Below are 19,972 nucleotides of genomic sequence, written 5' to 3' on the forward strand. Positions count from 1 at the left end.
GCAGTACTGAGGAGGAGCAACCACCCCGGATATTTAAATGTTCAGGGTGGTTGTCATTGAAGATTGTTCAATACACGAATTTATTTCGATCAGTGGCTGCTGAGCAAAGACGCGGCGCCTGCTCCACCAAACAAGCCGGCGCTGATCCGGTTGAACCAACTCTGCCCCTTGCCGCTACGCAAGTAGCGCGCTGCGCCATGGGCGCCAAGGCCGTATGCCAGCTTGCACAGCAGGTCCAGCACAGTCCAGGTGGTGATCATGATCAGTAACTGCGGCAGGAACGGTTGTTCGGCGCTAAGGAATTGAGGCAGGAAGGCGGCGAAAAACAGGATGTCTTTCGGATTGCTTGCACCCAGCACGAAAGCGCGCCCGAACAGTGCGCGAAAACGTGGTACGGCCGCCGCTTGCGGCACTTCGGCACCCGTCGATGGCTGGCGTGATTGCTGCCAGCTTTGCCAGGCGAGGTAGAACAGATAAAGAGCGCCGACGATCTTCAAAGCGCTGAACAACTGTTCCGATGCCAGCAGCAGAGCGCCCAGACCTAGCGCCGAAGCGCTGAGCAAACAGATCGAAGCTGTTACCCCGCCAAGAAATGCCGGGTAGGAGCGGCGCAAACCGAAATTCAGACTGTTGCTGATCATCAACAACGACAGTGGCCCCGGAATCAGGATCACCACCAGCGCAGCGCCACTGAACAGCAGCCAGGTTTCCAGACTCATCACTTTCCTCCTTTTTTTGTTGTACTCAAGAGTGTGCAAAAGCCCCACCCGATCGGGTGAGGCTGTGTTGAAGCTTGAACCGCGTGACGCTTACAAGAAGATGAACTTGGCGATGAAGATCGCGCAGAGCACCCACAGGCTCACGGAAATTTCCTTGTACTTGCCGGTGCCGGCCTTCAACGCCACGTAGGTGATGAAGCCCAGTGCGATACCGTCGGCAACCGAAAAGGTCAGCGGCATCATGATGGCGGTGACGATCGCCGGAATCGCGTCGGTGGCTTCATCCCACTCAATGTGCGCCATGCCACCCATCATCAGCATCGCTACGTAGATCAACGCACCGGCGGTGGCGTAAGCGGGAATCATGCCGGCCAGCGGTGCGAAAAACATCGCCGCTATAAATAGCACACCTACGGTGACTGCGGTAAGACCAGTCCGACCACCAGCGGCCACACCAGCGGCACTTTCTACATAACTTGTTACTGGAGGGACACCGACCACGGCGCCGAAGACGCTGGAAGCACTGTCGGCTTTCATCGCGCGGGAGAGATTTTCGATACGGCCGTCGGCGTTGACCAGGTTAGCGCGCTGGGCGACGCCCATCAGGGTGCCGGCGGTGTCGAACATGTGTACAAAGAGGAAGGCCAGGACCACGCTGATCATGCTGACGTTGAACACGCCGGCCACGTTCATCGCCATGAAGGTCGGGGCCAGGCTCGGCGGGGTCGACATGATGCCTTCATAGTGCACGATACCGAGGCCCCAACCGGCCAGGGTCACGGTGATGATGCTGATGAGGATTGCGCCGAAGACTCGGTGATAGCTGAGGATCGCGATCATCAGAAAGCAGATCGCCGCGAGCAGTGGGCCGGGTTCGCGCAGGGAGCCGAGTTTGATCAGGGTTGCAGGGCTATCGACGACGATGCCTGCGGTTTTCAAGCCGATCAAGCCAAGGAACAGACCAACCCCGGCGCCCATGGCAAAGCGCAGACTGACCGGAATACTGTTCAGCAGCCACTCCCGAATCCGCGAGAAGGTCAGGATCATGAACAGCACACCGGAGACGAACACCGCACCCAGCGCAGTTTCCCAGTTGTAGCCCATGGTCCCGACCACGGTGTAGGTGAAGAAGGCGTTGAGGCCCATGCCCGGTGCCAGACCCACCGGCCAGTTGGCGTAGAGGCCCATCAACAGGCAGCCCAGTGCAGCGGCGATACAGGTGGCGACGAAGGCTGCACCGTGATCGATCCCGGCATCGGCCATGATGTTCGGGTTGACGAAGATGATATACGCCATGGTGATGAAGGTTGTCAGACCGGCAATCAGCTCGGTCTTCACCGTGGTGCCATGCAAGCTGAGTTTAAACAGACGTTCCAGCAAGCCACTGCGTAATGGTGGCGAGAGGTCCAGCGTCGATGCTTCGGATTTGCGGCTTTCCACAGCGAGTACTCCTCAAGAGTTTTATTGTTATTTCCAGGGCCGGACCCATGAGGGGTGGCAGCGGCCCTTTGAGGCATACGCGAATTTGTTGACCATGCGGTCAGGAACTCGCACGCTGTGGATTATGCTTTTGTGTACAAATAAAGCAAATATTGTTTTTGATTTTGTTTACGAAAGTTCCGTCGATAGGGATATATCGCTTCTGAAGGCCTCATCGCCAGCAGGCTGGCTCCCACAGGTTTTGTGTGCGCCGTAGATCACTGTGGGAGCTGGCTTGCCAGCGATGGGGGCCGAGCCGTCAATCGAAATGTGTCTGACTGTTCCCCAGCGCCATATTCACCGCCAACCAGCCATTCACCGCCGCCTCACCAGCCTCGGCAAACACCCGCTCCAGCAATTTCACCTGCTCACGCCGCAGCGCCTGTTCAAACTTTGCGCCTTCCGCCGTCAGCTCCAGCAGACGCTTACGCTTGTCAGCCTCCGACGCCACGCTGTCCACCAGGTGCATTTCCTGCAACTGCCGCAACGGCATGTTCAACGCCTGTTTGCTCACGCCGAGCAATCCCAGCAATTCCTTCACGCTCAAATTCGGATAGCGAGCGATGAAAAAAACAATGCGCTGATGCACCCGCGAGAGGCCGCGGCGTTCCAGCATTTCGTCTGCCTTGGCGGTGAACGCCTGATAGCCGAAGAAAAACGCTTCCATCGCCTGTTGTTGGCTGGCGGGGTTTTTAAGGTCAATCATGTTGACGTACTCACTCAAGCTGTCGTAATTTCAGTCAACCAGTTTGACTCATTTTTCGCACCCCTTGCTACCGGTGACCGCCATGGCTTTTTCCGAACGTGTCTCGCGCCTTAAAAGTTCTCTGATTCGTGAAATCCTTGCCGCTGCGCAACGTCCGGAGGTGATGTCGTTCGCCGGCGGCCTGCCCGCTGAAGCCATGCTGCCGAAGGTCGAGTGGGCGGACATGCCGCTGTCGCTCGGCCAATACGGCATGAGCGAAGGCGAACCGGCGTTGCGCGAAGCGTTGGCCGCGGAGGCGAGGGCGCTTGGCCTAGAGTGCACCGCAAGTCAGGTGCTGGTGGTCAGCGGTTCCCAGCAAACCCTTGATCTGGCAGCCAAGCTGTACATCGACAAGGGCACGGAAATTTTGCTGGAGGCGCCGACCTATCTGGCCGCACTGCAGATTTTCCAGCTGTTCGGCGCCGAATGCCTGACCGTGCCGCAAGAGGCCGACGGCCCGAATCTGGCGCAACTGCGCAGTCGTCTTGAACAGCACCGGCCAGCATTCATCTACCTGATCCCGACATTCCAGAATCCGTCCGCCGTACGCTACAGCGAAGCCAAGCGTGCAGCCGTAGCAGCATTGCTCGACGAATTCGGCGTCACCCTGATCGAAGACGAACCCTACCGCGAACTGACGTTCGATGGCGGCAGCGCGAAACCGATTGCCGGGCGTCTGCAGAAGGCGAGCTGGATCTACACCGGCACCGTGTCGAAAACCTTGCTGCCCGGTTTACGCGTCGGCTACTTGATCGCCAGTCCTGACCTGTTCCCGCATCTGCTCAAACTCAAGCAATCGGCAGATCTGCATACCAACCGCATTGGCCAATGGCAGGCGTTGCAATGGATCGGCAGCGAAAAGTATCAGCAGCATCTGAGCGAGTTGCGCGGTTTCTATCGTCAGCGGCGCGATGCCTTCCAGGCGGCGCTGGAAAGCCATTTTGCTGATTTGGCGGACTGGAACATGCCGCAGGGCGGGCTGTTTTTCTGGCTGACGTTGAAGCAACCGCTGGACACGCGAACGTTGCTCAATGAGGCGTTGGCCAATGACGTGGCGTTTATGCCGGGGGAGCCGTTCTTTCCGGATCCGGATAACAACCTTGGGCATTTGCGCTTGAATTTCAGCCACATCGATCCGGCGCGGCTGGATGAAGGGCTCAAGCGATTGGCGGCAGTGGTGCGCCAGGCGCAGCTAGAGAAAGCGGCCTGAAAACAAATAAACCGGCTCAAGGGCCGGTTTATTTTCGTCTGAGATTTTTGGTGTCTGTAATGGCCTCATCGCGAGCAGGCTCACTCCTACAGGAGAACGCATTCCATATGTAGGAGTGAGCCTGCTCGCGATAGGGCCATCAAGCCCAATGCAGATACATCAGACCGCCGCAAACCGCTTATCCAGATAATCAATAATAACCTTGGACTCATACATCCACGTCGTCTGCCCATTCTCTTCAATGCGCAGGCAAGGCACCTTGATCCGGCCGCCCTGATCCAGCAGCGTCTGACGATCCTGTTCGTTGTTCTTCGCATCCTTCAACGCCACCGGCACATTCAGGCGACGCAGCGTGCGGCGGGTTTTTACGCAGAACGGGCACGCATGAAACTGATACAGGGTCAGGCCTTTCGCGGCGGCGTTGACCTGGGCCTGCGTTTCGGCAGGGCGCTGTTTCTTGCCCGGGCGAGTGATGAAGTCGATGAAGATAACCAGTTGGCCGAGGCCGACACGAAGCGCTTTGACGAACACGTTTAAAGCCTCACGGTGCAAATTGAGAAAGGCGCGCAGCTTACCCGATTTTTCACGGACGAAAAAAAACCGGCGATGAATGCCGGTTTTCTTCGTGGCGCAAATTACTTGATGAGGCTGAGGAATTCGCTGCGGGTCGCTGCGTTTTCGCGGAACTCACCGAGCATCACCGAGGTGATCATTGACGAATTCTGCTTCTCGACACCGCGCATCATCATGCACATGTGCTTGGCCTCGATGACCACGGCTACGCCCAGCGCGCCGGTGACTTGCATCACCGCATCGGCGATTTGGCGGCTGAGGTTTTCCTGGATCTGCAGGCGGCGGGCGTACATGTCGACGATCCGCGCGACCTTCGACAGGCCCAGCACTTTGCCACTCGGGATGTACGCGACATGCGCCTTGCCGATAAACGGCAGCAGGTGGTGTTCGCACAACGAGTACAACTCGATGTCCTTGACCAGCACCATTTCGCTGTTGTCGGAGCTGAACAGGGCACCGTTGGTGACCTCTTCGAGCGTCTGTTCATAACCGCGGCAGAGATACTGCATGGCTTTGGCGGCACGCTTTGGCGTATCGAGCAGGCCCTCGCGGGACACGTCCTCGCCCAATTGGCCGAGAATCGCGGTGTAATTCTGTTCCAGGGACATGAAACTACCTGTGGGGATTTTCGCAAAGGGCAAGGGTACGGTGGCGGACACAACCCTGCAAGTTCGGTGTAACGCGATTATTCGTCGCGGCCTTCCATCATGGTGCGTTTGAGCATCACATAAACCGCGCCGGCACCGCCGTGTTTCGCCTGGCACGAGCAGAAACCCAGCACTTGCGCGTGCTGGCGTAACCAGGTGTTGACGTGGCTTTTGATCATTGGCCGCTTGCCGTCCAGGCGCACAGCCTTGCCGTGGGTGACGCGCACGCAGCGGATTTCGAATTTGGTCGCTTCGGCAAGAAAGGCCCAAAGGGTTTCGCGAGCCTTTTCGACGCTCATGCCGTGCAGGTCGAGACTGCCTTCGAACGGGATCTGGCCGACCTTGAGCTTGCGCATCTGACTTTCCTGCACGCCGTCACGGGACCACATCAACTCGTCTTCCGGGCCGACGTCGATCACGAACTGATCGGACAGACCATCCACGGTAGCGGTGTCGGTGCGCACGGTGGCGGACTGGCGCAGCTTGGCGATCTGTGCGCGGTCAGCCTTGGGTTTGCCGGTGTCGGCGCGGTCGTGCTTGATTGGCTTGACGCCTTGGATCGCACTTTTGAACAGGGAAAAATCGTCGTCTTGCATGTCAGCCTCCGCGAAGGGCGGCCAGTTTACCCAAGTCGAAACAAAACGGCCCGGCAAAAAGCCAGGCCGGTGATTCAGTCGTGTTTTTTCATCAGGTGCGGGGACATGTTCAGCTCCCGCGATTGTCGGGCGCGGCGGCGGCAGCGACGCCACAGGGCAACACCGAAATACAGAAACAGCAAGCCGACCGCCAGAATGATCGCCGAACCCATCGGCGTGGCATTCAAATCACCGAGCGCGGGCGGGCGCCCGAGCAGGCTGGCAGCCCCGGCCATCGCCAGCAGCACGCCGAACGTCGCCAGAATGGCGGCGATCGCCGCGCCGAAGCGAAAACGCCAGTTGCTTTGGCCTTTGGGCCGCAAGCGGCGTGCGTCAAATCCATCGGATAACTTCATTCCGACCTTCCTCAATGGGTATCGGCCCTTCGACCGGGAGTTGACCGGGTTGTTCCTGAGGCTATGGCATTTGCGGCAAATGAGAGGATTTTGCAGATGAGCGGCGCCGTGAGCCGCCCATCAGAGCCGACCTGATCAGATCAGGTCTTGCGTCAACGCCAGCGTGGCGAAATTGTCAGCCATGATCGCCATTTCGGCTTCCTGCACTACGGCGGCACTGAGCACGCGGCCCTTGAACGGCAAGTCACGGGTGGCGCAGGCGTCTTCCACCAAGGTGCAACGGAAGCCCAGGTTTTTCGCTGCCCGCACGGTGGTGCTGACGCTGGAGTGGCTCATGAAACCGCAGACGATCAAGTCCAGCGAGCCAAGGTTTTGCAGACGATCGAGCAACTCGGTGCCATGGAAGGCGCTCGGCAGCAGTTTGCCGATAATGGTTTCATCGCCTTGCGGCTCGAGGCCGGGGATGAATTCGCCGCGTTCGCCCTGCGGGTCGAACAGGCCACCGACGGTGCCGAGATGACGCACGTGCACGATCGGCCGACCGGCTGCACGGGCTGCGGCAACCACTTGTTTGATGTTCGCGACGGCCGCATCCATGCCGCTCAGGGCCAGCGGGCCACTGAGATATTCTTTCTGGGCATCAATGATGACCACGGTGGCATGGCTCAGTGTGGCCGCTGCGTAACCGCGACCGCTGAGTTGAAACATCGTTTTTGGAACGGACATTCTGGGGCTCCTTGGGGTGGGGCTTTTGCGACATTGTCCTCTGGCTGAGCGGTTCTGTGAATCGCTACCATCGTAGGCGCCGTCGTTATTGGCCTGCAGCCTTGTCAAGTTACACGTTCTGTTCAATAGCCGATGCAAAAAACAGAAGACTCCTACCGTCGCCGCGATGTTTTTCCTGCGTCGTCGTCACGCGTTTTGGCTGCTAGAATCGCCAGTCGTTTTTTCTGGAGTTCTGCCCCGTGATCACTTCCCGACTTCGTACCCTGCGCGACCACATCCGTTGGGCCGTCAGCCGCTTCCATGGGGAGGATCTGTTTTTCGGCCATGGCACCGACAATGCGTGGGACGAAGCGCGGCAGCTTGTGCTCGGCGCGTTGCACCTGCCGTGGGAAATCGCCGACAGCTACCTCGATTGCGCGCTGGAGGACGACGAGCTGGTCAATTTGCAGCGTTTGCTCAAGCGTCGCATCGAAGAACGCATTCCTACCGCTTACCTGTTGGGTGAGGCGTGGTTCTGCGGCATGTCGTTCATCGTTGACGAGCGCGTGTTGATCCCGCGTTCACCGATTGGCGAGCTGATTGAAAACCGCTTCGCACCGTGGATCGGCAACGAGCCTGCGCGGATTCTCGACCTGTGCACCGGTTCCGGTTGCATCGGTATCGCCTGTGCCTACGAGTTCCAGAACGCCGAAGTGGTGCTGGCCGATCTGTCGTTCGAAGCGCTGGAGGTGGCCAACCAGAACATCGAGCGCCATGGCGTCGACGAACGTGTGTACACCGTGCAGGGCGATGGTTTTGATGGCTTGCCGGGCCAGCGTTTCGACCTGATCGTGTCGAACCCGCCTTACGTGGATGCGGAAGATTTCGCCGACATGCCGGACGAATATCAGCATGAACCGGAGCTGGGCCTGGCGTGTGGCGACGATGGTTTGAACCTGGTGCGACGCATGCTCGCCGAAGCGGCCGATCATCTGACCGAGAAGGGGCTGTTGATTGTCGAGGTGGGCAACAGCCAGGTACACGTTGACGCGTTGTACCCGGAAGTCGATTTCGCCTGGCTCGAATTCGAGCGCGGCGGGCATGGCGTGTTCATGCTGACGGCGGAACAGTGCCGCGATCATCAGGCGCTGTTCGCTTCCCGCGTCTAAAGCCTAAAAGCAAAAGATCGCAGCCTTCGGCAGCTCCTACAGGGTGTACACCAATCCCAATGTAGGAGCTGCCGAAGGCTGCGATCTTTTGATCTAGCGGTGTGTAGCAATCCAGATCAACAGCCCCGCCTGAAACACCGCAAACGCCACCAGGCAGGTAATGGTGAAGCGCAAACCAGCGTCTTCACGCTTGAACTTGCTGACTTTCTCTTCCTGCTTCTTCAGCTTCACTTCCTGCTCGGCGAGGTTCTGCTCGGCTTGCTGCAGCATCGCCGCCGCTTCAAGAATTTCGACGATCTGCAGCTTTTCGCTGTTCCAGTCACCCAGCAAGTCACCGACCTGCACGTCCTTGATGCTGCCTTTCAAATGCTGGGCATCGGCGTACACCACGTCAAAACCATGTACGCGCAGGAAATGATCGCGACGCAGGCGCGTGTCTTCGTTCAGCGCGTCCTTGTTGTTCAAGTCCATGCCGTCGACGGTGTAGGTGGGCCAGCGTTTTTTCGCCCAGTTGACGCCTTGCGCGGCCATGAAGCGGCCAATCCCACGGTTCAACGGTTCGATTTGCAAACCACTGTCCGGACCAAAATGCACACGCTTGGTGGTGTGATCGGCCCAGACATCCAGGTGATTCTGTTCTTTGCGCACACGCTGGCCAGGCAGCTTGATCGCCATGCGCATCAGGCTGTGTTCTTTGCTGTTGCGTTCGGCGTAACCGAATTCGACAAAACGCAATGGCCGGCCACCGGTGTGACGGTCGGTCTGCAGCGGGGCCAGGCGGAGCATCTTGTGGTGCTCGACGTGGACATCCGCCCACGGCAGCTCGACCGCTGGCGGTGCTTCTTTTTCAGCGGTGGTGTCGGGTGAAGTCTGGGTATCAGTCATAACGGCGAGATCCTGTCCAAGCCCTGCTTGTCGCCAGCCGTTGCGCTGGCGACAAAGGCTTATCGGCCGTTTCTGTCAGGACTAGAGGGCAAACTACCGTTAACGGGTGCGAAGTCCGTCAATAAACTCGATGATCTTCGCGCCAAGCTCTGCGGCCAGCGGCAAATTCGGATCCTTGTAAGAGGCCAGTTGCCGCTTCATGTCGTTGTGGACGATGCGCATGACGTGGTTCATACCGTCGATCACCACCAGTTCGGCGTCGGGTTTCGCGGCTTTCAGCGCCTGCGCATCGCCAACGCCGACCTGCATGTCGTTGCTGCCCTGAACAATCAGTGCCGGCATCGTCAATTGCGCGAAAGCCTTTGCCGGATCCTGACGGAACAGCGAGATCAGATACGGCTGCACGCTCGGGCGGAAAATCACCTGCAACGGTTGCGGCACATTGTCATCGGTGTGGCCGGCCTTGAGGCTGTCGAGCAGTTCGTTACTGCGCAGCATCAGCGGCGGCGGCAGGCTGCGGGCCAGTTGCTCGCGGATCACCTGATCGACCGGGCGGGCGCTGCCGGACAGAGAAATCACCGCAGCCGCCTCCAACTTCGGCGCGGCGAGGCTGGCAATCAGCGCACCCTCACTGTGGCCAAGCAGGATCAACTTGCCGAAACGCGGGTCGGCCTTGAGCTTTTGCCCCCACGCCACCGCGTCCGCCGCATAGGCTTCTACCGACAAATTGCGCTCATCGGGCGTCGCAGCGAGGCTCGCGGCGACCCCGCGCTTGTCGTAACGCACGCTGGCAATGTTGTGTTTGGCCAGCACCCACGCCAGTCGTTTAAGGCTGTCGTTGCGCCCGCCGTCAGGGTTGTTTCCGTCGCGATCCGTAGGACCGGAGCCAGAAATAATCAGGACAACCGGCACCGGATTGTCGGACTTGGGCAGCAACAGCGAACCGAAAAGCTCGCCAGTGCCGGTATCCAAAGTGACCGGGCGTTGTAGGACCGTCGCCTGGGCAAAGCCAGTAAAGAGGGTAAGACTCAAGATCAAAACTCGCAGCATCATCACGCCATCATTCGCCAAGGTGCCGGTTGGACTCGCCAGCACCACTAAGGTTCGAGGATGAACTACTCGGTTAGCCTGCGTATACTGGCGCGCATCACGAATTTGGGTTTGATTTCACGGAGCGTCCTGCATGTCCGGCAATACCTACGGCAAGTTGTTCACTGTCACCACCGCTGGCGAGAGCCATGGTCCGGCGTTGGTCGCCATTGTCGACGGCTGCCCGCCGGGCCTGGAGATCTCCCTCGAAGACCTGCAGCGTGACCTCGATCGCCGCAAGCCCGGCACCAGTCGCCACACCACCCAGCGTCAGGAAGCCGACGAAGTCGAAATCCTCTCCGGCGTGTTCGAAGGGCGCACCACCGGTTGCGCGATCGGCCTGCTGATCCGCAACACCGACCAGAAGTCCAAGGACTACTCGGCGATCAAGGATCTGTTCCGCCCGGCCCACGCCGACTACACCTACCACCACAAATATGGTGAGCGCGACTACCGTGGCGGTGGCCGCAGCTCGGCACGTGAAACCGCGATGCGTGTGGCGGCGGGTGCGATTGCCAAAAAGTATCTGGCCAGCCAAGGCATCGTCATTCGTGGCTACATGAGCCAGCTCGGCCCGATCGAAATCCCGTTCAAGACCTGGGATTCGGTGGAGGAGAACGCCTTCTTCAGCCCGGACCCGGACAAAGTGCCGGAGCTGGAAGCCTACATGGACCAGTTGCGCCGCGATCAGGACTCGGTCGGGGCGAAGATCACTGTCGTTGCCGAAGGGGTGATGCCGGGGCTGGGCGAGCCGATTTTCGACCGTCTCGACGCCGAACTCGCCCATGCGCTGATGAGCATCAACGCGGTGAAAGGCGTGGAAATCGGCGCCGGGTTTGCCTCGGTTGCCCAGCGCGGCACCGAACATCGCGATGAAATGACTCCGGAAGGTTTCCTCAGCAACAACGCGGGCGGCATCCTCGGTGGTATTTCCTCCGGTCAGCCGATCGTTGCCCATCTGGCCTTGAAGCCGACTTCCAGCATCACCACCCCGGGCCGTTCGATCGACATCCACGGCAACCCGGTCGACTTGATTACCAAGGGCCGCCACGATCCGTGCGTCGGCATCCGCGCCACGCCGATTGCCGAAGCGATGATGGCCATCGTGCTGATGGATCACCTGCTGCGTCACCGTGGCCAGAACGCCGATGTGCGCGTGAGCACGCCGGTGCTGGGTCAGCTTTGATGGCAAGCTCTAAAGCCGTCGCGGCATAACCGGCGTGGCGGCGCTCCCTTACTGGCGGCTGTCCAGTTTCTATCTGTTCTATTTCGCCTTGCTCGGATCGACAGCGCCGTTTCTGGCGCTGTACTTCGACCACCTCGGATTCAGTCCGGCGCGGATTGGCGAACTGGTCGCGATCCCGATGCTGATGCGCTGCGTGGCACCAAACATCTGGGGCTGGCTCGGTGATTACACCGGCAAACGCCTGGCCATCGTGCGTTTCGGCGCGGTGTGCACGCTGCTGACCTTCTCCTTGATCTTCGTCAGCAAGACCTACGCCTGGCTGGCGATGGTCATGGCGCTGCACGCGTTTTTCTGGCATGCGGTGTTGCCGCAGTTCGAAGTCATCACCCTGGCGCATTTGCAGGGGCAGACCTCGCGTTACAGCCAGATTCGCCTGTGGGGCTCGATCGGTTTCATCATCACCGTGGTTGCCCTGGGGCGATTGTTCGAATGGCTCAGCCTCGACATCTACCCGGCGGCGCTGGTGCTGATCATGGCCGGCATTGTCCTCAGCAGTCTGTGGGTGCCGAACGCGCAACCGCCGCAAGGCGATCGGCCGAGCGGTGAGGGCTTCCTCAAACAACTGCGCAATCCAGGCGTGCTGGCGTTTTACGGCTGCGTCGCGCTGATGCAGATGAGCCACGGCCCGTATTACACCTTTCTGACCCTGCACCTTGAACGGCTCGGTTACGCACGCGGCACGATCGGCATGCTCTGGGCTGTGGGTGTCGTCGCCGAGGTGCTGATGTTCATGGCGATGAGCCGGATTCTCGCGCGGTTTTCCCTGCGACGGGTGCTGATGGCGAGTTTTCTCCTGGCGGCGCTGCGCTGGTTGCTGCTAGGTTCGTTCGCCGAGTTCCTGTGGGTGCTGCTGTTCGCGCAGATTCTGCACGCAGCAACCTTCGGCAGCTTTCATGCGGCTGCCATCGCGTTCGTGCAACGTAGTTTCGGCGCGCGTCAGCAAGGGCAGGGCCAGGCGTTGTACGCAGCACTGGCCGGTACCGGCGGCGCGCTCGGCGCGTTGTATTCCGGTTACAGCTGGAATGCCCTCGGCGCGACATTGACCTTTAGTATTGCCAGTCTCGCGGCGCTCGCTGCTGCCGTTATCATTGCCACACGTATGCAAGAGGACAGGCCATGAGCCTTACGCGTGAACAACTCGCCCAGCAAATCGTCGACGCCGGGCGCTTTCTTTATGGTCGCGGCTGGTCGCCGGCCACCAGCAGCAACTATTCGACGCGCCTGTCGCCGAGCGAAGCGCTGCTGACCGTGTCGGGCAAGCACAAAGGCCAGTTGGGTCTGGACGATGTGCTCGCCACCGATCTGTCGGGCAACAGCCTGGAGCCAGGCAAAAAACCGTCCGCCGAAACCCTGCTGCACACCCAGCTGTATAGCTGGCGGCCGGAGATCGGCGCAGTGCTGCACACCCATTCGGTGAACGCCACGGTGCTGTCGCGCCTGACCCCGCAAGACTTTATCGAGTTCGAAGACTACGAACTGCAAAAAGCCTTCAGTGGCATTTCGACCCACGAATCGCGGGTGCGCGTGCCGATTTTCGACAACGATCAGGACATTGCGCGCCTCGCTGCCAAGGTGCAGCCTTGGCTCGACGCCCATCCCGATTGCGTCGGTTATCTGATTCGCGGTCACGGCCTCTACACCTGGGGCGCGCAGATGAACGACGCGCTGCGCCAGATCGAGGCCTTTGAATTTCTGTTTGAATGCGAGTTGAAAACCCGCAGCGTCATGAACCGACAAGGCTGACTTCACCAGAAGCAGCCCATTTGCCTGATGAAATGCTGTGCCCGACCGGTCTGCAAGAACCGGACGGCAAGGCCGATACCGAGGAATTGCCCCAATGAGCAGCCTGTCCGTCTATCACGTCACAAGCCCTGACATTCCGAACAAGGTCCTGACCCACTTTGAAGATATCGCCTCGACCCTGGCTGAGCAGGGCGTGCGTTTCGACCGTTGGCAAGCGGCTGCGAAGATCCAGCCCGGTGCCACCCAGGAAGAAGTGATCAGCGCCTATAAAGAGCAGATCGACAAACTGATGACCGAGCGCGGTTACATCACCGTCGATGTCATCAGCCTGAACAGCGACCACCCGCAGAAAGCCGAACTGCGCGCCAAGTTCCTCGAAGAACATCGCCATGGCGAAGACGAAGTACGCTTTTTCGTCGCCGGCCGAGGGCTGTTTACCTTGCATATCGACGATTACGTTTACGCCGTACTGTGCGAGAAGAATGACCTGATTTCCGTGCCGGCCGGCACCAAGCACTGGTTCGACATGGGCGAGCATCCGCACTTCGTGGCGATTCGCCTGTTCAACAACCCGGAAGGCTGGGTTGCCAACTTCACCGGTGAAGACATCGCCGGCCGTTTCCCGCGTCTGGAGGACTGATTCGATGTCGATCAAAGCCATCGTCACTGACATCGAAGGCACCACCAGCGCGGTGAGTTTCGTTTTCGACGTGCTGTTTCCGTTCGCGGCCAAACACCTGCCGGATTTCGTGCGGCAGAACGCCGAACGCGCCGATGTGGCCGAGCAACTCGACGCCGTGCGCCGGGACAGCAATGCGCCGCAAGCCGATGTTGAGCGGGTTGTTGAAATTCTCTTGAGCTGGATCGAAGAAGATCGCAAAGCCACGCCGCTCAAGGCCCTACAAGGCATGGTCTGGGCGCAGGGTTATCACGCCGGGCAGTTGAAGGGGCATGTTTATCCGGATGCCGTTGAAGCGCTGCGACGCTGGCATGCGGCAGGTTATCAACTGTTTGTGTACTCGTCGGGCTCGATTCAGGCGCAGAAACTGATTTTCGGCTGCTCGGAGGCGGGGGATCTGACCTCGCTGTTCAGCGGCTATTTCGACACGACGTCGGGGCCTAAGCGTGAGGCGCAGTCGTACAGCAATATCCAGAAAGCCATCGGCGTTGAACCGCAGGAGATCCTGTTCCTCTCGGACATCGTCGAAGAGCTAGACGCTGCGCAATCTGCCGGGCTGCAAACCTGCGGCCTGGCTCGCGAAGGCGGGGAGTTGGGGAGCCATATCACCGTCGACACTTTCACCGGCATCGAACCCGAAGCCTTCTAAGGGCTGGTCAAAATCCTGTTGAAGCTGTCGAGTGGAACGAGGCTGCGATCTTTCGATCTTGATCGTTGAAATCTAAATCAAAAGATCGCAGCGTTCCGCAGTTCCTACAGGGAGTTCGCGCACAAAAAAACAGGCCGTGAAGCGCATGCTCCACGGCCTGTTTTGTTAAAGCGCTTTAGAAATTACAGCGAGTGATACGTCGGCAGGGCAAAACGCTGCTGGCTCTGCAGCATGGCAATTTGCGGCAACTCACTGGCTTGTTCAGCCAGGTCGCGGCGAATTGCACTGATCGCCCACGACAGTTGGTCGCCGGCATGCAGTTGCTGATAGGTCAGTGCGCGTTTAAACACTTTGCCGTCGCTGCTACGCAGGGTCAGCAGGATCCCGCCATCGGGACGTGGCGCAGTGGTGACGTCGAAGTTGGAGAACAGGGAGGTAAATTTTTCTTGGATCAGGCTCATGTCTTTCAGCTCCGTATGCACTTGAATGGCAAGCATGCAGAGGAGGTTGCAGCGATTGTGCCAGCATTTGATAATAAAAATATCGTTATAAATCAATGACTTAAAAATAATTAAAATTCAGGTCGTCGTGCAAACTGCATGAATGGCCATCGTGCATCCTGCATTTTGCGGGATCGATATCAATTCGATGGAACCAATCGCTGATCCGCAGATCACCTGCGCTCCCTGAAGATCAGCGGATACAAAACATTGCAAAAACCGCGTGTACAGCGCGAGAAGCGCTGACGTATTTTCGATCTCGACCCGTGCTCGAATGCGCCGGTTGCTTCAAGCCAAAGCCCGAAAAATAAAAACATCGACCTGCACGCCAGGGTCGAACGGGGAGCTGTCATGAGTCACGCGCCAAACGACACGATTACCTGGGGCATGATGCTCCGCAAACTGCCGATGATTGCCAAAGCCATCCCGCGGGTGGTCAAGGGCATGAAGGTGGCCAATGTCACGGATCCGACCCAAAGCTGTGGCCTTGGCTGGACATTCGAGCAAGCGACGCTGCGCAACCCCGAGGGACCAGCGTTATTGCACGGCGATGTGCGGCTGACCTATGCGCAGGTCAACCAGTGGGCCAATCGCATCGCTCATTATCTGAACGGGCAGGGCATCGGCAAGGGCGACGTGGTCGCGGTGTTTATCGAAAACCGCCCGGAATTGCTGGTGACCATTCTGGCGCTGGCCAAGGTCGGCGCGGTCAGCGCGTTGCTGAATACCTCACAAACCCGCGACACACTGATTCACAGCGTTAATCTGGTGGCGCCGGTAGCGATCGTGGTGGGCGAAGAACTGCTGGCGGCGTATGCGTCGATTCGCGATCAAGTGGCGATTAGCGCTGCGCGCACCTGGTTTGTCGCTGATCAGGATACCTACAGCCATCCGGGCATTGCGCCCGACGGGTACGTCAATCTGATCAGCGCGAGTGCCGACGCCTCCAGCGAAAATCCACCGAGCAGCCAGCAGGTCTTCTTCGACGATCCGTGTTTCTACATTTACACCTCCGGCACTACCGGCCTGCCCAAGGCCGGGGTGTTCAAGCACGGGCGCTGGATGCGCAGCTCCGCCAGTTTCGGCATGATCGCCCTCAACATGGGCCCCGACGACGTCGTCTATTGCACCTTGCCGCTGTACCACGCGACCGGACTCTGCGTGTGCTGGGGTTCGGCGGTCAACGGCGCCTCGGGCTTCGCCATCCGTCGCAAGTTCAGCGCCAGTCAGTTCTGGAACGACGTGCGTCGCTATCGCGCGACCACCATCGGGTATGTCGGTGAGTTGTGCCGTTATCTGGTCGATCAACCGGCCAGTGCCGATGACAGTCGCCACGACGTGCGCAAGATGATTGGTAACGGCTTGCGCCCCGGCGCCTGGGCCGAGTTCAAGACACGTTTCGCCGTCGAGCACATCTGTGAGCTGTACGCGGCGAGTGACGGCAATATCGGCTTCACCAACATTCTCAACTTCGACAACACCATCGGTTTTTCCCTGATGGCCTGGGAATTGGTCGCCTACGACCATGACAGCGGCGAGCCGATCCGCAGCCCTGACGGTTTCATGCGCAAGGTCGGCAAAGGCGAGCAGGGCCTGTTGTTGGCGCGGATCGACGAAAAAGCCCCGCTGGACGGCTACACCGATCCGCAGAAAACCGCCAAGGTCGTGCTACACGACGTGTTTAACAAGGGCGATCGCTTTTTCAACACCGGCGACCTGCTGCGCAACATCGGCTTCGGCCACGCCCAGTTTGTCGATCGCCTCGGCGACACCTATCGCTGGAAGGGCGAGAACGTCTCGACTACCGAAGTCGAAAACCTGTTGCTGCAACACCCGCACATATCCGAGGCGGTGGCTTATGGCGTGGAGATCCGCAACACCAACGGTCGCGCCGGAATGGCGGCGATCACGCCGGCGGAATCCCTCGCGACGCTGGATTTCGCCGAGTTGTTGACCTTTGCCCGGGAACGCATGCCGGCTTATGCCGTGCCATTGTTCCTGCGAGTGAAGGTGAAAATGGAAACTACCGGCACCTTCAAATACCAGAAAACCCGCCTGAAAAGTGAAGGCTTCGACCCCGGCCAGACGGGCGATGACCCGGTTTACGCCTGGCTGCCCGGCACGCAGACCTACATTCGGGTCACCGATGAGGTGTTGGCGGAGATTCATCAGGGCAAGCATCGTTATTGAATCTGGCTATGAGCTGACTTGAGAAAAAGGGGGTGACAGCCAGCGCCTCGCTCGGGAAACTGTCGGCTTTCCGATTGACCGAAAGTGGAGTTGCCCATGTCCGACCAAAGCCGCCAGATGACCCCTGAAGAAGCTGCCGAATTCACCGAGCAGGTTTTCAACAAGGCTCGCGACGGTGATGCCGAGATGCTTGATCGCCTGGTCACGGCCGGTTTGCCAGTCAACCTGAAGAACAGCAAGGGCGACACGTTGTTGATGTTGGCCAGTTACTACGGTCACGTGGATGCGGTGCAGGTGCTGCTTAAACACAAGGCCGATCCGGAGATGCGCAATGGCAACGGCCAGAGCCCGATTGCCGGTGCGGCATTCAAAGGCGATCTGGCGGTGGTCAAGGCGCTGGTTGAAGCGGGCGCCGAGATCGAAGGCTCGTCGTTTGATGGGCGTACGGCGCTGATGATGGCGGCGATGTTCAACCGTGTCGCAATCGTCGAGTACCTGATCAGCAAAGGTGCCGATCCTGAGGCCAAGGACGCCAACGGTGTCACTGCACTGGACGCGGCCCGGACGATGGGCGCGGTTGATACCACCGCGCAGCTGGAAAAACTGCTGGCCTGAAGACTGACGCGATCCCTGTGGCGAGGGCGCTTGCTCCCGCTCCAGTGCGCAGCGCTGGCAAACAGGGTGATATCACTGTATTTCAGGGCCGCTACGCAGCCCAGCGGGAGCAAGCTCCCTCGCCACAGTTATTCTGTGTGCAGCCTGAGGTTGCAATGCGCTATCCTCCGCGCCCTCGAAATTCACCTTCGCCACAGGATCCGCCCTCATGAAAGCCGCACTCGCCGAACTCATCAGCAAAATCAGCTCCGGCTGCATGGGCGAGGACGAAATCGTGAAAGTGGCCGACGAAGCCGCGCAGGCCTACGCCGATGCCGGTGCTTTTCTGACCGCCAACCCGGACATCAACTACGACGACACCTTCCCGATTCCGCTGGGCGAGTGGGTCGTAGTCGGTAGCCTGCCGGAAACCGTGCTGTTCCAGGCTGACACCTACGTTGACCTGTTCGCGCAGATCGTTGCCTCCTTTGGCCCGGGCGTGGATTTCAACCTCAAGCCCAAGCAACTGGCCAAGACCGAGGCACTCACTGCCCTTAACCGCATCCAGGTGCAAATGAGCAGCCTGAACAAGGAAAATGGCGGTTATACACTGATGAACTTCAGCCAGTTGCTCGACGACGAACTGCAGGTGGTGCTGGTCTACGGCAACGACGTGCCCCGGGTGCTGGAGCTGTGCGCGGAAGTCGGTATAGCCGCCGCGCCATCGCTCGAAGCCCTGAAGATCGCCGTTCACGTCTGAGCGCAATTGCAATAAAAGGGAACCCTGCGCGCGACCGTCTATCCTAAAAGTGCATGCCACTATTCTGGAGCGACACCATGGGTTCCACGTTCAACGGTCTGATCGGCCTGATCATCCTCGCCCTCGACATCTGGGCCATCATCAATGTGCTGAAAAGCGGCGCGACCACCGGGATGAAAATCGTCTGGGTGCTGCTGATTATCCTCCTGCCGGTGCTGGGCCTGATCATCTGGGCGATTGCCGGGCCGCGGGGTAACGTGCGGATCTGACCTGATCCCGAGAGCACCGCAATACCCCTGTGGGAGCGAGCCTGCTCGCGAAAGCGCTAGATCAGTCACCGACAATGTTGACTGGTGCGCCGCCTTCGCGAGCAGGCCCGCTCCCACATGGGATTGTGGTGTGCCGATGAAGTGAGGTTCGACCTGTCATCTTCGGCAACGTAGAATGCGCGCCTTTCCCGGGCAATCGTCCCCACGATTGGCGCCCGCGCATTCATCGGAGCACTTGACCATGACCGTCACCAAAACCAGCGAGTACCTGGAAACCCTCTACGAAGGCTACGGCCAGCGTTTTCGCATGGAAAAACTGCTGCACGAAGTGCGCACCGAACACCAGCACCTGGTGATTTTCCAGAACCCGCGCATGGGCCGGGTGATGGCGCTGGACGGTGTTATCCAGACCACCGAAGCCGACGAATTCATCTACCACGAAATGCTCACTCACGTGCCGATCCTCGCCCACGGCAGCGCCAAGCGCGTGCTGATCATCGGTGGCGGTGACGGCGGCATGCTGCGCGAAGTGACCAAGCACGCTGGCGTCGAGCACATCACCATGGTCGAGATCGACGGCACCGTGGTCGACATGTGCAAAGAGTTCCTGCCGAACCACTCCAGCGGCGCCTACGACGATCCACGTCTGAACCTGGTGATTGACGACGGCATGCGTTTCGTCGCCACCACCACGGAAAAATTCGACGTGATCATCTCCGACTCCACCGACCCGATCGGCCCGGGCGAAGTGTTGTTCTCGGAGAACTTCTACCAGGCCTGCCATCGCTGCCTGAACGAGGGCGGCATCCTCGTGACCCAGAACGGCACGCCGTTCATGCAGATCGACGAAGTGAAAACCACCGCCGGGCGTCTGCACAGCCTGTTCCCGGACTGGCACTTCTATCAGGCCGCCGTGCCGACTTACATCGGTGGCTCGATGACCTTCGCCTGGGGCTCGACCAACCCGGCCTACCGCAAACTCAGCCGTGAAACCCTGCAACAGCGCTTCATCGGCAGCGGCATCGTCACCCGCTATTACAACCCGGAAATCCACATCGGCGCGTTCGCCTTGCCGCAATACGTATTGCAGGCCATCAACAAGCCAAGCAACGACTAATAGTCTCCGCTGG

23 protein-coding genes are annotated in these 19,972 nt (G+C 59.3%); 12 read left to right on the forward strand and 11 right to left on the reverse strand.

The window, feature by feature from the left end; all coding sequences use genetic code 11:
- Positions 1-89: 89 nt before the first annotated feature.
- The 3 genes from BK670_RS09675 to BK670_RS09685 form a co-directional block, all read right to left on the reverse strand.
- Positions 90-719 carry a LysE family translocator gene (locus BK670_RS09675; protein WP_123449593.1) on the reverse strand — a complete coding sequence of 210 codons (630 nt, stop codon included), beginning with the start codon at positions 717-719 and terminating at the stop codon, positions 90-92.
- A 90-nt stretch (positions 720-809) separates the two neighbouring features.
- On the reverse strand, positions 810-2,159 hold the full coding sequence (locus BK670_RS09680) for an NCS2 family permease (RefSeq protein WP_007914003.1): 1,350 nt from the start codon (positions 2,157-2,159) through the stop codon (positions 810-812).
- 298 nt (positions 2,160-2,457) lie between these two features.
- Positions 2,458-2,904, reverse strand: a complete 447-nt coding sequence (locus BK670_RS09685) for a MarR family winged helix-turn-helix transcriptional regulator (protein WP_123449594.1) — start codon at positions 2,902-2,904, stop codon at positions 2,458-2,460.
- Between the two features lie 82 nt (positions 2,905-2,986).
- Between BK670_RS09685 and BK670_RS09690 the strand changes: the two genes are divergently transcribed.
- Positions 2,987-4,153 (forward strand): aminotransferase-like domain-containing protein, encoded by a 1,167-nt coding sequence (locus tag BK670_RS09690; RefSeq protein WP_123449595.1) that lies wholly within the window; start codon positions 2,987-2,989, stop codon positions 4,151-4,153.
- Between the two features lie 159 nt (positions 4,154-4,312).
- Here the strand turns inward: BK670_RS09690 and BK670_RS09695 are convergent, their stop codons facing one another.
- From BK670_RS09695 to BK670_RS09715, 5 genes are all read right to left on the reverse strand, one after another.
- Positions 4,313-4,684: a glutathione S-transferase N-terminal domain-containing protein gene (locus BK670_RS09695; RefSeq protein WP_007914020.1), complete on the reverse strand. Its 372-nt coding sequence runs from the start codon at positions 4,682-4,684 to the stop codon at positions 4,313-4,315.
- Between the two features lie 104 nt (positions 4,685-4,788).
- Complete coding sequence (gene folE, locus BK670_RS09700; RefSeq protein ID WP_003442011.1) at positions 4,789-5,334, reverse strand: GTP cyclohydrolase I FolE; 546 nt, start codon at positions 5,332-5,334, stop codon at positions 4,789-4,791.
- A gap of 77 nt (positions 5,335-5,411) precedes the next feature.
- Positions 5,412-5,969 carry a Smr/MutS family protein gene (locus BK670_RS09705; protein WP_038366959.1) on the reverse strand — a complete coding sequence of 186 codons (558 nt, stop codon included), beginning with the start codon at positions 5,967-5,969 and terminating at the stop codon, positions 5,412-5,414.
- 74 nt (positions 5,970-6,043) lie between these two features.
- Entirely contained in the window at positions 6,044-6,364 is a 321-nt protein-coding gene (locus BK670_RS09710; RefSeq protein ID WP_007914024.1) for a hypothetical protein, read from the reverse strand.
- Positions 6,365-6,499: 135 nt separating this feature from the next.
- On the reverse strand, positions 6,500-7,090 hold the full coding sequence (locus BK670_RS09715) for a cysteine hydrolase family protein (protein ID WP_007914026.1): 591 nt from the start codon (positions 7,088-7,090) through the stop codon (positions 6,500-6,502).
- A 239-nt stretch (positions 7,091-7,329) separates the two neighbouring features.
- Here BK670_RS09715 and prmB point away from each other — a divergent pair, with 239 nt between their 5' ends.
- Entirely contained in the window at positions 7,330-8,238 is a 909-nt protein-coding gene (prmB, locus tag BK670_RS09720) for a 50S ribosomal protein L3 N(5)-glutamine methyltransferase (RefSeq protein WP_099758433.1), read from the forward strand.
- A gap of 93 nt (positions 8,239-8,331) precedes the next feature.
- Here prmB and BK670_RS09725 read toward each other — a convergent pair whose 3' ends face one another.
- The gene (locus BK670_RS09725; protein WP_123449596.1) at positions 8,332-9,123 is read right to left on the reverse strand and encodes a hypothetical protein; all 792 of its coding nucleotides are present in this window, start codon (positions 9,121-9,123) and stop codon (positions 8,332-8,334) included.
- A 99-nt stretch (positions 9,124-9,222) separates the two neighbouring features.
- Positions 9,223-10,176 (reverse strand): alpha/beta hydrolase, encoded by a 954-nt coding sequence (locus tag BK670_RS09730; protein ID WP_123449620.1) that lies wholly within the window; start codon positions 10,174-10,176, stop codon positions 9,223-9,225.
- A gap of 130 nt (positions 10,177-10,306) precedes the next feature.
- Between BK670_RS09730 and aroC the strand changes: the two genes are divergently transcribed.
- From aroC to mtnC, 5 genes are all read left to right on the forward strand, one after another.
- Positions 10,307-11,398, forward strand: coding sequence for a chorismate synthase (gene aroC / locus BK670_RS09735; RefSeq protein ID WP_123449597.1), 1,092 nt, complete (start codon positions 10,307-10,309; stop codon positions 11,396-11,398).
- A gap of 34 nt (positions 11,399-11,432) precedes the next feature.
- Complete coding sequence (locus BK670_RS09740; RefSeq protein ID WP_123449598.1) at positions 11,433-12,578, forward strand: MFS transporter; 1,146 nt, start codon at positions 11,433-11,435, stop codon at positions 12,576-12,578.
- On the forward strand, positions 12,575-13,201 hold the full coding sequence (locus tag BK670_RS09745; protein WP_123449599.1) for a methylthioribulose 1-phosphate dehydratase: 627 nt from the start codon (positions 12,575-12,577) through the stop codon (positions 13,199-13,201). The genes BK670_RS09740 and BK670_RS09745 overlap by 4 nt, the downstream gene beginning before the upstream one ends.
- Before the next feature lie 94 nt (positions 13,202-13,295).
- The gene (locus tag BK670_RS09750) at positions 13,296-13,841 is read left to right on the forward strand and encodes a 1,2-dihydroxy-3-keto-5-methylthiopentene dioxygenase (protein WP_038366943.1); all 546 of its coding nucleotides are present in this window, start codon (positions 13,296-13,298) and stop codon (positions 13,839-13,841) included.
- Between the two features lie 4 nt (positions 13,842-13,845).
- On the forward strand, positions 13,846-14,529 hold the full coding sequence (gene mtnC, locus BK670_RS09755; protein WP_123449600.1) for an acireductone synthase: 684 nt from the start codon (positions 13,846-13,848) through the stop codon (positions 14,527-14,529).
- A 182-nt stretch (positions 14,530-14,711) separates the two neighbouring features.
- On the opposite strand, the gene BK670_RS09760 is transcribed toward mtnC, so the two are convergent.
- The gene (locus BK670_RS09760; RefSeq protein WP_008080936.1) at positions 14,712-14,990 is read right to left on the reverse strand and encodes a DUF3509 domain-containing protein; all 279 of its coding nucleotides are present in this window, start codon (positions 14,988-14,990) and stop codon (positions 14,712-14,714) included.
- 390 nt (positions 14,991-15,380) lie between these two features.
- On the opposite strand from BK670_RS09760, the gene BK670_RS09765 reads away from it, so the two are divergent.
- The 5 genes from BK670_RS09765 (at position 15,381) to speE (ending at position 19,959) form a co-directional block, all read left to right on the forward strand.
- Positions 15,381-17,219: a long-chain-acyl-CoA synthetase gene (locus BK670_RS09765; RefSeq protein ID WP_123449601.1), complete on the forward strand. Its 1,839-nt coding sequence runs from the start codon at positions 15,381-15,383 to the stop codon at positions 17,217-17,219.
- Positions 17,220-17,315: 96 nt separating this feature from the next.
- Positions 17,316-17,834, forward strand: coding sequence for an ankyrin repeat domain-containing protein (locus tag BK670_RS09770; protein ID WP_123449602.1), 519 nt, complete (start codon positions 17,316-17,318; stop codon positions 17,832-17,834).
- Positions 17,835-18,042: 208 nt separating this feature from the next.
- Positions 18,043-18,573 carry a hypothetical protein gene (locus BK670_RS09775; RefSeq protein WP_123449603.1) on the forward strand — a complete coding sequence of 177 codons (531 nt, stop codon included), beginning with the start codon at positions 18,043-18,045 and terminating at the stop codon, positions 18,571-18,573.
- A gap of 77 nt (positions 18,574-18,650) precedes the next feature.
- Complete coding sequence (locus BK670_RS09780) at positions 18,651-18,842, forward strand: PLDc N-terminal domain-containing protein (protein WP_007914053.1); 192 nt, start codon at positions 18,651-18,653, stop codon at positions 18,840-18,842.
- A gap of 241 nt (positions 18,843-19,083) precedes the next feature.
- Positions 19,084-19,959 carry a polyamine aminopropyltransferase gene (gene speE / locus BK670_RS09785; protein ID WP_123449604.1) on the forward strand — a complete coding sequence of 292 codons (876 nt, stop codon included), beginning with the start codon at positions 19,084-19,086 and terminating at the stop codon, positions 19,957-19,959.
- Positions 19,960-19,972 lie beyond the last annotated feature (13 nt).

It is taken from the genome of Pseudomonas fluorescens (assembly GCF_003732425.1).
GTDB classification, from domain to species: domain Bacteria; phylum Pseudomonadota; class Gammaproteobacteria; order Pseudomonadales; family Pseudomonadaceae; genus Aquipseudomonas; species Aquipseudomonas fluorescens_BE.

What these genes read in the sequence shown, in the direction of transcription:
- BK670_RS09745 (WP_123449599.1), top strand. Translation starts at nt 12,575, where the DNA reads ATGAGCCTTACGCGTGAACAACTCGCCCAGCAAATCGTCGACGCCGGG.
- aroC (WP_123449597.1), top strand. Translation starts at nt 10,307, where the DNA reads ATGTCCGGCAATACCTACGGCAAGTTGTTCACTGTCACCACCGCTGGC.
- BK670_RS09685 (WP_123449594.1), bottom strand. Translation starts at nt 2,904, where the DNA reads ATGATTGACCTTAAAAACCCCGCCAGCCAACAACAGGCGATGGAAGCG.
- BK670_RS09750 (WP_038366943.1), top strand. Translation starts at nt 13,296, where the DNA reads ATGAGCAGCCTGTCCGTCTATCACGTCACAAGCCCTGACATTCCGAAC.
- BK670_RS09765 (WP_123449601.1), top strand. Translation starts at nt 15,381, where the DNA reads ATGAGTCACGCGCCAAACGACACGATTACCTGGGGCATGATGCTCCGC.
- BK670_RS09710 (WP_007914024.1), bottom strand. Translation starts at nt 6,364, where the DNA reads ATGAAGTTATCCGATGGATTTGACGCACGCCGCTTGCGGCCCAAAGGC.
- folE (WP_003442011.1), bottom strand. Translation starts at nt 5,334, where the DNA reads ATGTCCCTGGAACAGAATTACACCGCGATTCTCGGCCAATTGGGCGAG.
- mtnC (WP_123449600.1), top strand. Translation starts at nt 13,846, where the DNA reads ATGTCGATCAAAGCCATCGTCACTGACATCGAAGGCACCACCAGCGCG.
- BK670_RS09770 (WP_123449602.1), top strand. Translation starts at nt 17,316, where the DNA reads ATGTCCGACCAAAGCCGCCAGATGACCCCTGAAGAAGCTGCCGAATTC.
- BK670_RS09760 (WP_008080936.1), bottom strand. Translation starts at nt 14,990, where the DNA reads ATGAGCCTGATCCAAGAAAAATTTACCTCCCTGTTCTCCAACTTCGAC.
- BK670_RS09675 (WP_123449593.1), bottom strand. Translation starts at nt 719, where the DNA reads ATGAGTCTGGAAACCTGGCTGCTGTTCAGTGGCGCTGCGCTGGTGGTG.
- BK670_RS09705 (WP_038366959.1), bottom strand. Translation starts at nt 5,969, where the DNA reads ATGCAAGACGACGATTTTTCCCTGTTCAAAAGTGCGATCCAAGGCGTC.
- BK670_RS09775 (WP_123449603.1), top strand. Translation starts at nt 18,043, where the DNA reads ATGAAAGCCGCACTCGCCGAACTCATCAGCAAAATCAGCTCCGGCTGC.
- BK670_RS09730 (WP_123449620.1), bottom strand. Translation starts at nt 10,176, where the DNA reads ATGATGCTGCGAGTTTTGATCTTGAGTCTTACCCTCTTTACTGGCTTT.
- BK670_RS09715 (WP_007914026.1), bottom strand. Translation starts at nt 7,090, where the DNA reads ATGTCCGTTCCAAAAACGATGTTTCAACTCAGCGGTCGCGGTTACGCA.
- BK670_RS09725 (WP_123449596.1), bottom strand. Translation starts at nt 9,123, where the DNA reads ATGACTGATACCCAGACTTCACCCGACACCACCGCTGAAAAAGAAGCA.
- BK670_RS09780 (WP_007914053.1), top strand. Translation starts at nt 18,651, where the DNA reads ATGGGTTCCACGTTCAACGGTCTGATCGGCCTGATCATCCTCGCCCTC.
- speE (WP_123449604.1), top strand. Translation starts at nt 19,084, where the DNA reads ATGACCGTCACCAAAACCAGCGAGTACCTGGAAACCCTCTACGAAGGC.
- BK670_RS09690 (WP_123449595.1), top strand. Translation starts at nt 2,987, where the DNA reads ATGGCTTTTTCCGAACGTGTCTCGCGCCTTAAAAGTTCTCTGATTCGT.